We start from the raw sequence: 14,335 nt of genomic DNA on the forward strand, positions 1-14,335 counted from the left end.
AACGACGAATTAGGAGGATTTGTCATGTTGGAGTTTGATACTAATTTAGATTCATTAGCGACGATTAAAGTTATAGGTGTAGGTGGCGGCGGAAATAATGCTGTGAACCGCATGATCGAACATGGGGTTCAAGGGGTAGAGTTTATTGCTGTCAATACGGATGCCCAAGCGTTAAACTTGTCAAAAGCAGAAATAAAAATGCAAATCGGTTCAAAGTTGACTCGTGGACTTGGTGCAGGTGCGAATCCTGAAGTCGGGAAGAAAGCAGCTGAAGAAAGTAAAGAGCAAATTGAAGAAGCATTACGTGGAGCGGATATGGTATTCGTTACTGCAGGAATGGGTGGAGGAACAGGAACTGGAGCAGCACCTGTTATTGCTCAAATCTCTAAAGACCTCGGAGCATTAACTGTGGGGGTTGTCACACGTCCTTTTACTTTTGAAGGTCGTAAGCGTGCCACACAAGCAGCAGGCGGAATTGAAGCGATGAAAGCTGCTGTTGATACGTTAATTGTTATTCCAAATGACCGCTTATTAGAAATTGTTGATAAGAGCACGCCGATGCTTGAAGCATTTAGAGAAGCGGATAATGTTCTTCGCCAAGGGGTTCAAGGTATTTCCGATTTAATTGCTACTCCTGGCTTAATTAACCTTGACTTTGCTGATGTGAAAACAATTATGTCGAATAAAGGATCAGCTTTAATGGGTATTGGGGTGGCTTCAGGCGAAAACCGTGCAGCGGAAGCAGCTAAAAAAGCGATTTCTAGTCCATTGCTTGAAACGTCTATCGACGGTGCACAAGGTGTGATCATGAACATTACTGGTGGCACGAACTTAAGCTTATATGAAGTTCAAGAAGCGGCCGATATTGTAGCTTCTGCTTCTGATCAAGAAGTGAATATGATCTTTGGTTCTGTTATTAATGAGAATTTAAAAGATGAAATTGTGGTAACGGTGATTGCGACTGGTTTTAAAGAGTCTGCTCTGCAACAACCAAAGCAGCCGCGTACCGGGTTTGGTCAAACCAAACCACAACAATCGACAATAGCTCCAGCGCCTAAACGAGAAATGAAGCGTGAAGAGCCTGTTCAACAAGATATGCCAACAAGACAGCCTTCTCAGCCGGTAGAAGATACACTTGATATACCAACTTTCCTTCGTAATCGTAATAGACGTCGATAATGTAAAAGAGTGTTATCAATAAATGTCTTTGTAATTAATGGAAAAGAGTAGTCCGAAAGGTGCTACTCTTTTCTTTTTTTGATTATAGGATATTAATTCTATTTTTGCAATTTATAACTAAAATCGTTTGACAAACTTCGAAATCTTACATGAAAAACTCTTCTTTTTCTCTTCCGAATTGTGACAGACTTCTATGGTTGTCTCCTTTATACTTGAATCAACTTAGTTACTAACAAGTTGTTTACTAGGAGGAGGGATGTTGTGACCCTTTATTTAGATGCCTTGTGGTTGTTAAATTTTTTAGCAGATTGTTTGTTGCTTTGGATGAGCGCTATATTTTTAAAACGTTCAGCAAAATGGTATCGTGTTGTGCTAGGTGGACTGATTGGATCGATTAGTGTTTTTTTCATCATAAGTCCGTGGGCGGAATTGACTGGACATCCAGTCTCTAAATTGGCTTTATCTATTGGTATGGTGCTTGTCGCATATGGTTTTAAGCGTTGGAAATTTTTCTTTGCTAATTTAATGGCCCTTTATTTTTCTACTTTTTTAACGGGAGGTATGCTTTTAGGAGCTCATTATTTTCTTCAGTTTGATATGCAACTCGAATCTGACATGTTTTTAGCAAGTTTACGAGGTATTGGTGATCCGATTAGTTGGATATTCGTGATGTTTGGTTTTCCATTAGCTTGGTATTTTGCTAAAAACAGAATGGACGACTTTCAAACGGCTCAAATACAGTATGATCAGTTAATGGATGTAACTATTGAAATTAACGGCTTAGTTTTACTCGTGAAAGGTTTAGTAGATACAGGCAACCAATTACAAGACCCAATTTCGAAAATGCCTGTGATGTTAGTGTCCACAAAAGGATTAGAAGAACAGTTACCGATTGAAGTTATGGAGGGTGCTGATCAACCAGAACGGTTGTTATTAGATGAGTTATGCCTGCCACATGAGTGGGTGGAAAAAATGAGAATCGTGCCTGCAAAATCCGTTGGCAACGCTCAACAGTTACTGCTCGCTTTTAAACCGGACAAGGTGCAGATATGTAATGGATGCAAACAAATTGATTTAAATAAAGTATTAATGAGCTTTACAGCAGTACCGTTATCTTCAGATGATCAGTTTTCCTGTATTTTACACCCCAAAATGGTGCTTCCCCTTTCTTATGAAGAAGTTTCTTAAAGCGGTTTCATTCTGTTTATATAAATTTATTAAGAGGGAGGTTGCTTTATGAAAGATCTACAGATAAAAATAGTTTATTACTGGTATAAGCTTCTGATTAAATTAGGTTTAAAAACCGATGAAATTTATTATATCGGCGGTAGTGAAGCTCTCCCACCACCTCTTTCAAGAGATGAAGAAGAAAAGTTGTTATCAAAACTTCCAACTGGAGATCAAGCGGCTAGAGCGTTGTTGATTGAAAGAAACTTGCGATTAGTCGTTTATATTGCAAGGAAATTCGAAAACACGGGGATCAATATTGAAGATCTAATTAGCATTGGGACCATTGGTTTAATTAAAGCAGTGAATACATTCAATCCAGAAAAGAAGATTAAATTAGCTACTTATGCTTCTCGGTGTATTGAGAATGAAATTTTAATGTATTTGAGAAGGAATAATAAAATTAGGTCAGAAGTTTCCTTTGATGAACCATTAAATGTCGATTGGGATGGCAATGAGTTATTGCTTTCAGATGTTTTAGGTACAGAAAATGACGTTATTACAAAAGATATTGAAGCAGGGGTAGATCGAAGCTTGTTATTTAAAGCAATGGAGCAGCTGTCAGATAGAGAAAAACAAATCATGGAATTGAGATTTGGTTTAAGGGGTGGTGAAGAAAAAACCCAAAAAGATGTGGCCGATCTCCTTGGGATTTCGCAATCATATATCTCTAGACTAGAGAAACGAATCATTCATCGACTTCAAAAAGAATTCAATAAGATGGTGTAACATCGAAGCCTTCCGCTTTTCTTGTCCAGCTGCAGTGCCTAGCCCCTCGAGGTCGCAAGCCAATCCTCCCAGAAAGGTAAAGAACACCTTTCCGTGCGGCTCGTCTTGCGCTTGTCGGGGCTGAACAAGGCGCTTCCGCTTTTCTTGTTGTCCAGCTGCAGCGACCAGACTCTCGGACATAAGCCGTCACGCCTGTGTGGCAAAGAACGCCACTTCGGCGGTCCGTCTTATGTCTGCCGAGTCTAAGCGGTCGCTTCCGCTTTTCTTGTTGTTTAGCCCCCACCTCCTAGACACTCGAGTCAAATGCCAGCCTGACTGCATGGCTGAAAAACGCCATTTCGTCATTCTGTCATTTGCTTGTCGTGTCTGAACAGTCGGCTCCGCTTTTCTTGATGTCCAGCTCTAGGTGCTAGCGACTAGTGGACTTCCGTTCTCCTCCTTGCGATAAGTCAACATCGATTCACTGTCGTTCATCGTGTTTCCTTTATCTCGTGCGGATCACTTCAGTCCATCCGTCGCTAAACAGCACCTTCCGCTTTTTTTTTATGCATAGTTTTCTTTTTGCAGGGGGATACTGTGGTTGTACAGCAGTTCCTGCAAGGAGGGGATTTTTCATAATGGCGCGTAATAAGGTTGAGATTTGCGGTGTGGATACTTCGAAGCTCCCTGTATTGAAAAATGAAGAGATGAAGGTGCTGTTTAAGCGTCTTCAGGCGGGAGAATGGTCAGCACGTGAGACACTTGTGAATGGAAATTTGCGGCTTGTGCTGAGTGTGATCCAGCGCTTTAATAATCGCGGCGAGTATGTGGATGATTTGTTTCAAGTAGGCTGTATTGGTTTGATGAAATCTATAGATAATTTTGATTTAAGTCATAATGTTCGATTTTCTACTTATGCGGTACCGATGATTATTGGTGAAATTAGAAGGTATTTGCGGGATAACAACCCTATAAGAGTCTCTCGTTCTTTAAGGGACATTGCTTATAAAGCGTTACAAGTGAGAGAAAGGATCATGACTGAGACGTCTAAGGAGCCGACGGCAGAAGAAATTAGTAAGGAGCTTGACTTGACAAAGGAAGAAGTCGTTTTTGCACTTGACGCGATTCAAGATCCGGTCTCATTATTTGAGCCTATTTATAACGATGGCGGAGATCCGATATTTGTGATGGATCAATTAAGCGATGAAAGTCACAAGGATACGAATTGGATAGAAGAAATTGCGTTAAAAGAAGGGTTGAAAAGGTTAAATGAGCGCGAAAAAATGATTATTCGTAAACGGTTTTATCAAGGGAAAACACAAATGGAAGTAGCAGATGAGATTGGTATTTCACAAGCGCAAGTTTCTAGGCTTGAAAAAGCAGCTATTAAACAAATGAATAAAAATATTAACTAATATTCTCAATTTGACTCTTAAGCGATCCACGCAAGAAGAGTCTTATTTTTTTGTCTCGGCATATAATGAAAACAGTAAATATATGAACGGGAGGCAAATAAGTGAGTAGAATATCAGAATTCCAGCTAAAAGATATTGTCAACGTCGCCAACGGAAAGAAGCTTGGAAATATTACAGATATTCATTTGAATTTGACAGCCGGTACGATCGACTCTATTGTCATTAGTAAAGGTGGAAAAATGTTTGGTTTTTTTGGAAAGGAAGAAGAGGTTGTCATCCCGTGGCCTCAAATTGTCAAAATTGGAGAGGATGTTATTTTAGTTCGGCACTCTGCTACCGCTAATTCTATTGATAAGGAATCAAAAGAGGAATAATTTCTCTTTCCTTGATATGTCTAAAGCGATTTTATGTTAAACTAGAGGAAAATAATCGGGAGTATGAAGAATGAAGGAACCATTTGTTTCTGTTCATGACAGTGTATATGTGATTAAAGAATGGCAAGATATCGCCCCTAATCTTGTCGCTGGTTTCACCACAAAAGAGGGGGGATTGAGTCTTGGTGCCTTTAAAAGCTTGAATTTTGGGTTTCATGTCGATGACTGTGCAGAAGATGTATGTGAAAATCGCCAATTATTAGGTGGGATGTTGGACTTTCCGGTGTCCAATTGGGTAGGAGCTGTTCAGACACATGGAGATCGAATCGTTGCAGTAGGGAAAAAAGATAAAGGAAAAGGTGCACTCGATTACGAAACAAGTTTCAAAGCAATAGACGGTTTTTTTACAGATGAAAAAGGAATATTGTTGACATTATGCTATGCGGATTGTGTACCTCTTTACTTTTTTTCCAATAAGTCTAATCGCATAGGAACAGCACACGCTGGCTGGAAAGGTACAGTTTTGGGAATTGGGTTTGAAATGGTGAAGAAATGGAAGGAAGATGGTATTCGACCAGCAGACATTGAGGTTGTCATTGGACCATCCATATGTAAAAATTGCTATATAGTGGATGACTATGTAATAGAAAAGGTACGTAGCTGGGTCGATTCAGAGAGGGAATTACCTTATGCTCCAGTTAATGGACAAAAGGGAAGTTATTATTTATCGTTGCAGCTGCTTAATGAATGGATTCTTATGAAAGCCGGTATTCCGAGAGAAAATATTAAAACGACTCATTATTGTACAAGTTGTAGTAGTGAATTCTTTTCCCATCGCCGTGATCTTGGAAAGACGGGGAGAATGATAGGGTTCATTGGTTGGAAGGAGAAATAAGTAGTATGAAAGTAATAGATAATTTAAAAGATATTCAAATGAATATAGAAAAGGCTTGCCAAAAAGTAGACAGAGATCTTGATGGAATCAAATTGATCGCGGTTACAAAATATGTATCAACTGAACGAGCTCAAGAAGCGCTTGAAGCAGGAATTGTTCATCTCGGTGAAAATAGAGATGAAGGATTGTTGAAAAAATGGGAAGTGCTAAAGGAAGAACCGGTTTGGCACTTCATAGGTAGTTTGCAAACAAGAAAAGTAAAAAATATTATTGATCATGTATCATACATACATTCTCTTGACCGTTTGTCGCTTGCTGAAGAGATTAATAAGAGGGCGAGTCAATCGGTGAATTGCTTGATTCAAGTCAATGTATCTGGAGAAGAATCGAAACATGGTCTGCATCCGGAAGAGGTTATTCCCTTTGTTCAGCAATTAGAGGGGTTGGAGAAAGTGACGGTTTGCGGATTAATGACTATGGCACCCTTAACGAATGATGAAGACTTGTTGCGAGGTTGTTTTAGACAATTAAAACAGCTACAAGAAAAGGTGCAACAATTGGGTTTAGCGTATGCACCATGTCAAGAATTATCAATGGGAATGAGTAATGACTATGCAATTGCCGTTGAAGAAGGAGCAACAATGATTCGGATCGGTACGGCTCTTGTTGGAGAATAGAGTCCGGGAGGTGGAATGATGGGAATCAAATCTAAATTTAAAGCGTTTTTTCTTTTGGATGATGATGACTATCAGCTAGCAGAAGAAACAGATACGGCGGAACAGGAAGAGATAAAGCAGCCTAAGTCTGTCAAGAAAAATGTAGTTAGTTTGCAAAGTGTACAGAAGGCTTCAAAAGTCATTCTTTTTGAACCAAGAGTATTTGCAGAGGCACAAGAAATTGCTGATCATTTAAAGAATAGAAAAGCGGTGATTGTGAATTTGCAACGTATTCAGCATGATCAAGCGAAGCGAATAGTTGATTTTTTAAGCGGAACCGTCTACGCTATTAGTGGAGAAATTCAACAGCTAGGTCCAAAGATATTTCTTTGTACACCTGATAATGTGGAAGTGTCGGGGAATATATCTCAATTTTTACCTGAGTCAGACATTGATAATTCGAGGTGGTAATAAATAATATGCTAATTGTCTTTAACCTTTTAATTAAGGCCATTCAACTTTATTCTTGGGCATTGATCATTTATATTTTAATGTCTTGGTTTCCGAATGCACGTGAAACGAGCATTGGGCAATTTTTAACGAAAATATGCGAGCCATATTTAGAGCCGTTTAGAAAAATAGTTCCACCACTTGGTATGCTTGATTTATCTCCACTTGTTGCGTTTTTAGTTCTGAACTTAGCGACAAAGGGACTTTATCAATTAGCGATGTGGATAATTTAATCGTTGTGATCAAAAAAAGGAGGGCGAAATCAGCCTCCTTTTTTGTATCGATCAAAGGAGCCAAGATGATCATGTCAATTTATCAGCATTTTCGACCAGAAGAAAAAGAGTTTATTGATCAGACCCTACAATGGAAAAATGAAGCGGAACAAATATATGCACCTAAACTGACGGATTTTCTTGATCCTAGAGAGCAGGAGATCGTGCAAGCGGTCGTTGGCAGTCATGGTGAAGTAAAGGTCGTTTTCTTTGGTGGAGCAGTGAATACGGAGAGAAAAAGAGCACTGATTACACCCGAATACTTTCAGCCTGAAGATCAAGATTTTGATATTACACTATACGAAATTTCCTATCCGGAGAAGTTTACTTCGATTCAGCATTCGCAAATATTAGGGAGCTTAATGGGGGTCGGATTGCGCCGTGGAAAGTTTGGCGATATTTTAACAGACGGTCAGCGATTTCAATTTCTAGCCGCGAAGGAAGTCAGCAGCTATATTCAGTTAAACGTCAGCCATATCGGAAAAGTAGCTGTTCGCCTACAGGAGAAAGCATTTGAAGATGCATTAACAAAAGAAGAAGAATGGAAAGAAATCAATACAACTGTCTCCTCCTTGCGACTTGATGCAATCATCGCCGCACTTTCTCGTTTATCGCGACAAAAAGTGCAAACTTTAATCAAATCAGGTCTGGTAAAGGTAAATTGGAAAAAGGTTGAAGACCCTGCATTTGAATGTTCAGAGGGGGATGTCTTTTCTGTCAGAGGAATAGGTAGAAGCAGGTTTTTAACAAATGAAGGAAAAACAAAAAAGGACAAATGGCGCATAACATTAGGTATTTTGAAATAAATTATTAAAATTTCACGATTTTTATCACAAGCAGCTAAAAAACCATTATAATATGTAGCATGATGAAAAAAGTTGATTTGAGATCTGTAGTGGAGGTGGGCTGATGCCTTTAACGCCGTTAGATATACATAACAAGGAATTCAATCGAGGTTTCCGTGGATACGATGAAGATGAAGTAAATAGCTTTCTCAATCAAATTATTAAAGACTACGAACTGATTATTCGTGAGAAAAAAGAGTTAGAAGAGCAGCTTGCAGCGCAAACGGAAAGACTTAATTATTTTTCTAATATTGAAGAAACATTGAATAAATCGATTGTTATTGCTCAAGAAACTGCTGAAGAAGTGAAAAGAAATGCTCACAAAGAAGCGAAACTATTAATTCGAGAATCCGAAAAAAATGCGGATCGCATTGTCGATGAATCTTTATCAAAAGCAAGAAAAATTGCGATTGAAATTGAGGAATTGAAAAAGCAGTCTAAAGTGTTCCGAACGCGCTTCAAAATGTTAATGGAAGCCCAGCTTGATTTATTAAGTAATGATGATTGGGATGCCCTGATGGACTTTGAAGTAGATGCTGAGGAATTAGAAAAGTTGAGTGAAGAAGGCGTCTAAGCTTGACGAGAAGGTGTTCAATTTCTATAATTGAAACATTATTAACTATATATTCATGCGATGATAGGGAAAGTACATGTCTATAGCTTTTGAAAGCGAACTGGGGATGGTGGAAGCCTAGTAAAAGCGGGAGATGGAAGATCACCCTGGAGTGCTCAACTCGAACAGTAGCATCTTAGTAGAGAAGAGCGAGTCATTCACGATACGAATGTTCAAGTGAACAAGTCTAGAGACTTGTTAAGCAGGGTGGTAACGCGGGAAACCTTCTCGTCCCTTTTTAGGGGATGAGGAGGTTTTTTTGTTTATCCCGCATTAACGGGCTGTAAGACCCCCACCTCAACATGGCAGAAGAAACGCAGACATGTAGGTGGGGGATCAACAACCCGTCAACGCCCGATTGGTTCAACTAACAATCAGTGGGGGATGAAGAAAACCCCCCACTGATTGAAGTTTCACTTTATATTCAATACGCAATGTGCACATAAAGGAGGATAAAAATGGAGTATAAAGATACATTATTAATGCCAAAAACGGAATTTCCAATGAGAGGGAACTTGCCAAAACGTGAACCTGATATGCAACAAAAGTGGGATGAGATGGACATTTATAAAAAAGTGCAAGAGCGGACAAAAGGACGTCCGATGTTCATTCTTCACGATGGCCCTCCGTATGCCAATGGGGATATTCATATGGGGCATGCGCTAAACAAAATTTTAAAGGACTTTATCGTTCGTTATAAATCGATGAGCGGATTTCATTCCCCGTATGTTCCGGGATGGGATACGCACGGTTTACCTATTGAACAAGCGCTAACAAACAAAGGTGTTAAACGTAAAGAAATGACGGTTGCTGAATTCCGTAAACTTTGTGAAGAATATGCGTATGAGCAAGTCGAACGCCAAAAACAGCAATTTAAGCAACTTGGTGTCCGTGGAGATTGGGCAAACCCATATATTACATTAAAGCCAGAATACGAAGCACAACAAATTAAAGTATTCGGTGACATGGCGACAAAAGGCTATATTTATAAAGGAATGAAACCTGTTTATTGGTCTCCATCAAGTGAGTCTGCCTTGGCAGAAGCTGAAATTGAATATAAAGACAAGCGTTCACCTTCTATTTACGTTGCTTTCACTGTTCGTGATGGAAAAGGAGTGCTTGAAGAAGGAACAAATATTGTCATTTGGACAACGACACCATGGACGATTCCAGCGAACCTTGGAATTTCCGTTCACCCTGATTTGACCTATGTGGTAGCAGAAGAAGCGGGTAAACAATATGTCGTTGTTGAAGAGTTGCTTGAAGAAGTAACGACAAAGCTTGGCTGGGAAGACCCAACAGTAACGAAAAAGGTAAAAGGGGCAGAGCTTGAGCATATTTTAACAAAGCATCCTCTTTATGATCGAGATTCGTTAGTGATGCTAGGTGAACACGTAACGACAGATTCAGGTACGGGCTGTGTTCATACCGCACCTGGTCATGGGGAAGACGATTTCCTTGTTGGAAAGAAATACGGATTAGATGTTCTTTGTCCAGTGAATGATCGTGGTGTGATGACAGCAGAAGCACCAGGATTTGAAGGTTTGTTCTATGATGAAGCGAATAAACCAATTACAGAAAAACTAGAAGAAGTCGGTGCGTTATTAAAACTGGAATTCTTCACACACTCGTACCCACATGACTGGCGGACGAAAAAACCTGTTATTTTCCGAGCGACGGCACAATGGTTTGCGTCAATTGATAAATTCCGTGCTGAGTTGCTTGAAGCAGTGAAAGAAACAAAATGGGTACCGACATGGGGAGAAACTCGTTTATTTAATATGGTTCGTGACCGCGGCGATTGGTGTATTTCTCGTCAACGTGCATGGGGTGTGCCGATTCCAGTATTTTATGCTGAAAACGGTGAAGCTATTATTACCGATAAGACGATTGCGCATGTATCTGACTTATTCCGTGAGCATGGGTCGAATATTTGGTTTGAAAAAGAAGTAAAAGAATTACTGCCTGAAGGATTTACTCATCCAGGAAGCCCGAACGGTGAATTTACAAAAGAAAACGATATTATGGATGTATGGTTCGATTCTGGTTCCTCCCATCAAGCGGTACTAGAAGAGCGTGACGATCTTGTTCGCCAAGCGGATCTTTATTTAGAAGGGTCCGATCAATATCGCGGCTGGTTTAACTCTTCCTTAACAACAGGCGTAGCTGTGACTGGGAAAGCACCGTATAAAGGGGTATTGAGCCATGGATTTGCTCTTGACGGTGAAGGCCGGAAAATGAGTAAATCATTAGGAAATGTTGTTGTTCCTTCTAAAGTTATGCAGCAGTTAGGTGCCGATATTTTACGCTTGTGGGTTGCCTCAGTTGATTTCCAAGCAGACGTTCGTGTGTCGGATGCGATTTTAAAACAAGTGGCTGAAGTATATCGCAAAATCCGTAATACATTCCGCTTCTTGCTCGGTAACTTAGCTGACTTTAATCCAGCGGAGCATAAAGTTGCTTATAATGATTTACGTGAAGTGGATCAATTCATGCTTGTGAAGCTGAATGATTTAATTAAAGAAGTGCATCATCATTATGAGAATTATGAATTCGCAACAATTTATCATGCGATTAATAATTTCTGTACGGTTGATTTAAGTTCATTCTATCTAGACTTCGCGAAAGATATTCTGTATATTGAAGCGGAAAATCATGAGGATCGTCGCGCGATTCAATCCGTATTATATGACACGCTTTTAACCTTAACGAAAATGCTTTCACCAATCTTATCGCATACAGCCGATGAAGTATGGCCATATATTTCGAATGTGGAAGAGGAAAGTGTACAGCTAACAGATATGCCAACATATCAAGAGCTAGAGCGGGCGGAAGAGTTAAAAGATAAATGGACGAAATTTATGTCGGTTCGTGATGATGTTTTAAAAGCACTAGAAGAAGCCAGAAATGCAAAGGTGATCGGAAAATCATTAACAGCGAAAGTCACTTTATTTGCTAATGAGGAAACGAAAACATTACTTGATTCCATTAAAGAAGATTTAAAACAGTTATTTATTGTTTCTGCATTTGAAATTGCTAGTTCTCTCGAAGATGCTCCTGAAGCAGCTATGAAGCTTGAGCATGGGGCGGTTGTAGTAGAAAAAGCAGAAGGTGAAACATGTGAACGTTGTTGGATCGTGACACCTACAGTTGGTCAAAACAAGGCTCATTCGACTCTATGCCCACGCTGTGCGAATGTAGTAGAAGAGAATTATTCTCAGGCTTAATCTGATAAACATAGCTGAAATGGGTGGTTGAAAAGGTTGTCCTGCTCGTGTTTGTTTTCTGATATATTAGACCGGTTTGGAATAATCATCGGAAGCAGACTTAACGGCAGGACAGCTTTTTTGTTGAAAAGGTAACGATACGAAAATATCTTAAAAGGATCTTTCAATGATTCATCTTGATGAATGGAGGAAATCTCTTGTATTATTTACTGGCACTGTTTGTCATACTGTTAGATCAATGGACGAAATGGCTAATCGTGAAGAGCATGAGCATTGGAGAAAGTGTAGAAGTGATAGAAAATTTTCTTTATATTACTTCTCATCGAAACACTGGGGCAGCATGGGGAATGCTTGAAGGCCGACTGTGGTTTTTTTACATTATAACGGTGATCGTTGTCATTGGAATTGTTTATTATATGCAGACTGAGGCAAAAAATAAACCGTTGATGCAAGTGTCGCTCGCTTTTTTATTAGGAGGAGCAATCGGCAACTTTATAGACCGTATTTTTCGAAAAGAAGTGGTCGATTTTATTAATACGTATATTTTTAGTTATGATTTTCCGATTTTCAATATTGCGGATGCGGCTTTAACCATTGGTGTCGTTCTATTAATGATTGCTATGATTATTGAAGATCGGAAAGAAAAGGAGCTTCTAAATGGAAAAAATTGAACACATCGTTCTTGAAGAGGAAAAGAATTCAAGAATAGATAAAGTAGTAGCTGGGCTGAATGAAGAATGGTCGCGCACGCAGGTGCAAGATTGGATTAAAGCCGGTCTTGTTCAAGTAAATCAACAATCGGTGAAAGCCAATTATAAATGTGTGCCTGGAGATCAGCTGATAATTGAGATTCCTGCACCAGAACCGCTTGATATTGAAGCGGAGGAAATGGATTTAGATGTTTATTATGAAGATGCGGACGTTCTTGTTGTTAACAAACCTCGAGGAATGGTCGTTCATCCTGCACCTGGACATGTATCAGGGACATTAGTAAATGGCTTGATGGCGCATTGTAAAGATTTATCTGGGATAAACGGTGTGATGCGCCCTGGTATTGTTCACCGAATTGATAAAGATACATCTGGCTTATTAATGGTCGCTAAAAATGATTTAGCACATGAAAAGCTTGTTCAACAACTCGTTGATAAGTCTGTAACAAGAAAATATAAAGCGATTGTACATGGAGTGATTCCTCATGACCATGGAACGATTGATGCGCCAATTGGACGTGATCAAAAAGATCGGCAAAGCATGGCGGTTGTTGATGGCGGCAAACAGGCAGTGACTCACTTTCAAGTGCTAGAACGGTTTAAAGATTTTACGTTAGTGGAATGTGAGCTAGAAACAGGCCGAACACATCAAATTCGTGTCCATATGAAATACATCGGTTACCCACTAGCTGGCGATCCGAAATACGGACCGAAAAAAACGCTCGATATTGCAGGGCAAGCTCTTCATGCAGGAGTTCTTGGTTTTGTTCATCCTCGAACGGAGGAATACTTGCAGTTTGAAGCACCGTTACCTCAGGAATTTGTGGATCTTCTTGAGTTTTTATCGAAAAACAATTGACAAACCTGAAAAGAAGCGGTAAGCTGTTAACAGTTGAATATGACCTTTAAAAAACAGTCCCGTGAGGCTGAGAAGGTATCGGAATTTAAGAATATACGAGGAGTATTCTTCGTTTTTCTTGCGAAAAATTTGACCTCTCACCCATGTGGCGAGAGGCTTTTTTGTTTTAGGAAATGCTCGAGAGGTGAGATCAAATGGAAAAAGCGGTGGTTATGGACGAACAAGCCATTCGGCGTGCTTTAACTAGAATAGCTCATGAAATATTAGAAAAGAATAAGGGAATCGAAAATTGCATCCTCGTCGGTATTCGTACGAGAGGAATTTTCTTAGCTAAGCGTTTGGCTGAGAGAATAAAGCAAATAGAAGGTGAAGAAATTCCTGTTGGTGATCTAGATATTACTCTTTATCGAGATGATTTGTCCATTAAAACAGAAAGTAAAGACCCTGAAGTAAGGGGGTCGGATATTCCGATAGATATAACGAATAAAACGGTCATTTTGGTCGATGATGTCCTTTATACAGGCAGAACGGTTAGATCGGCTTTAGATGCCATTATGGATATCGGTCGTCCTTCACAAATTCAAATGGCTGTACTTGTAGATCGAGGACACCGTGAACTTCCAATCAGAGCAGACTTTATAGGAAAGAATATTCCTTCTGCTAGCAGTGAAAGAATTGTTGTGACATTAGAAGAAGTAGATGATATAGATAAAGTAGCGATTCATGAATAAGCAAACTCTTTAATAGCTGTCCAGAGAGACTGGCAAAGAGAAACGAATGATCGAAACATTCCATTTGCTCATGCGATTATACAAAAAAATGAATAAAAAACCTTTTAAAAATGT

Annotated in this window: 15 protein-coding genes and 1 other annotated feature; all 15 genes read left to right on the forward strand. The window is 39.5% G+C overall.

Annotated elements, in window-relative coordinates; genetic code table 11:
* Positions 1-24 precede the first annotated feature (24 nt).
* The 15 genes from ftsZ to pyrR all read left to right on the forward strand — a co-directional run bounded on the left by ftsZ (position 25) and on the right by pyrR (position 14,221).
* On the forward strand, positions 25-1,179 hold the full coding sequence (ftsZ, locus tag WDJ61_RS06410) for a cell division protein FtsZ (protein WP_338753909.1): 1,155 nt from the start codon (positions 25-27) through the stop codon (positions 1,177-1,179).
* A 261-nt stretch (positions 1,180-1,440) separates the two neighbouring features.
* The gene (gene spoIIGA, locus WDJ61_RS06415; protein ID WP_338753911.1) at positions 1,441-2,367 is read left to right on the forward strand and encodes a sigma-E processing peptidase SpoIIGA; all 927 of its coding nucleotides are present in this window, start codon (positions 1,441-1,443) and stop codon (positions 2,365-2,367) included.
* Positions 2,368-2,415: 48 nt separating this feature from the next.
* Positions 2,416-3,135, forward strand: coding sequence for an RNA polymerase sporulation sigma factor SigE (sigE, locus tag WDJ61_RS06420; protein WP_338753912.1), 720 nt, complete (start codon positions 2,416-2,418; stop codon positions 3,133-3,135).
* 617 nt (positions 3,136-3,752) lie between these two features.
* A complete protein-coding gene (sigG, locus tag WDJ61_RS06425) occupies positions 3,753-4,529 on the forward strand; it encodes an RNA polymerase sporulation sigma factor SigG (protein ID WP_338753913.1) in 777 nt (258 codons plus the stop codon).
* Positions 4,530-4,630: 101 nt separating this feature from the next.
* Entirely contained in the window at positions 4,631-4,903 is a 273-nt protein-coding gene (locus WDJ61_RS06430) for a YlmC/YmxH family sporulation protein (protein WP_338753915.1), read from the forward strand.
* Between the two features lie 70 nt (positions 4,904-4,973).
* Complete coding sequence (pgeF, locus tag WDJ61_RS06435) at positions 4,974-5,798, forward strand: peptidoglycan editing factor PgeF (RefSeq protein WP_338753917.1); 825 nt, start codon at positions 4,974-4,976, stop codon at positions 5,796-5,798.
* A gap of 5 nt (positions 5,799-5,803) precedes the next feature.
* Positions 5,804-6,475 (forward strand): YggS family pyridoxal phosphate-dependent enzyme, encoded by a 672-nt coding sequence (locus tag WDJ61_RS06440; RefSeq protein WP_338753918.1) that lies wholly within the window; start codon positions 5,804-5,806, stop codon positions 6,473-6,475.
* Positions 6,476-6,493: 18 nt separating this feature from the next.
* Positions 6,494-6,925 (forward strand): cell division protein SepF, encoded by a 432-nt coding sequence (locus WDJ61_RS06445; RefSeq protein ID WP_338753920.1) that lies wholly within the window; start codon positions 6,494-6,496, stop codon positions 6,923-6,925.
* Between the two features lie 8 nt (positions 6,926-6,933).
* Positions 6,934-7,197, forward strand: a complete 264-nt coding sequence (locus tag WDJ61_RS06450; protein ID WP_338753921.1) for a YggT family protein — start codon at positions 6,934-6,936, stop codon at positions 7,195-7,197.
* Positions 7,198-7,268: 71 nt separating this feature from the next.
* The gene (locus WDJ61_RS06455; RefSeq protein ID WP_338753923.1) at positions 7,269-8,042 is read left to right on the forward strand and encodes an RNA-binding protein; all 774 of its coding nucleotides are present in this window, start codon (positions 7,269-7,271) and stop codon (positions 8,040-8,042) included.
* A gap of 103 nt (positions 8,043-8,145) precedes the next feature.
* The gene (locus WDJ61_RS06460) at positions 8,146-8,655 is read left to right on the forward strand and encodes a DivIVA domain-containing protein (RefSeq protein ID WP_338753925.1); all 510 of its coding nucleotides are present in this window, start codon (positions 8,146-8,148) and stop codon (positions 8,653-8,655) included.
* 51 nt (positions 8,656-8,706) lie between these two features.
* Positions 8,707-8,933: a binding site (T-box leader), on the forward strand.
* 219 nt (positions 8,934-9,152) lie between these two features.
* The gene (ileS, locus tag WDJ61_RS06465; protein WP_338753926.1) at positions 9,153-11,921 is read left to right on the forward strand and encodes an isoleucine--tRNA ligase; all 2,769 of its coding nucleotides are present in this window, start codon (positions 9,153-9,155) and stop codon (positions 11,919-11,921) included.
* 179 nt (positions 11,922-12,100) lie between these two features.
* Positions 12,101-12,592: a signal peptidase II gene (gene lspA, locus WDJ61_RS06470; protein WP_338753927.1), complete on the forward strand. Its 492-nt coding sequence runs from the start codon at positions 12,101-12,103 to the stop codon at positions 12,590-12,592.
* On the forward strand, positions 12,579-13,490 hold the full coding sequence (locus WDJ61_RS06475; protein ID WP_338753928.1) for an RluA family pseudouridine synthase: 912 nt from the start codon (positions 12,579-12,581) through the stop codon (positions 13,488-13,490). The genes lspA and WDJ61_RS06475 overlap by 14 nt, the downstream gene beginning before the upstream one ends.
* A gap of 194 nt (positions 13,491-13,684) precedes the next feature.
* The gene (gene pyrR, locus WDJ61_RS06480; RefSeq protein WP_338753929.1) at positions 13,685-14,221 is read left to right on the forward strand and encodes a bifunctional pyr operon transcriptional regulator/uracil phosphoribosyltransferase PyrR; all 537 of its coding nucleotides are present in this window, start codon (positions 13,685-13,687) and stop codon (positions 14,219-14,221) included.
* Positions 14,222-14,335 lie beyond the last annotated feature (114 nt).

It is taken from the genome of Bacillus sp. FJAT-52991, from assembly GCF_037201805.1.
GTDB lineage: Bacteria > Bacillota > Bacilli > Bacillales > Domibacillaceae > Bacillus_CE > Bacillus_CE kandeliae.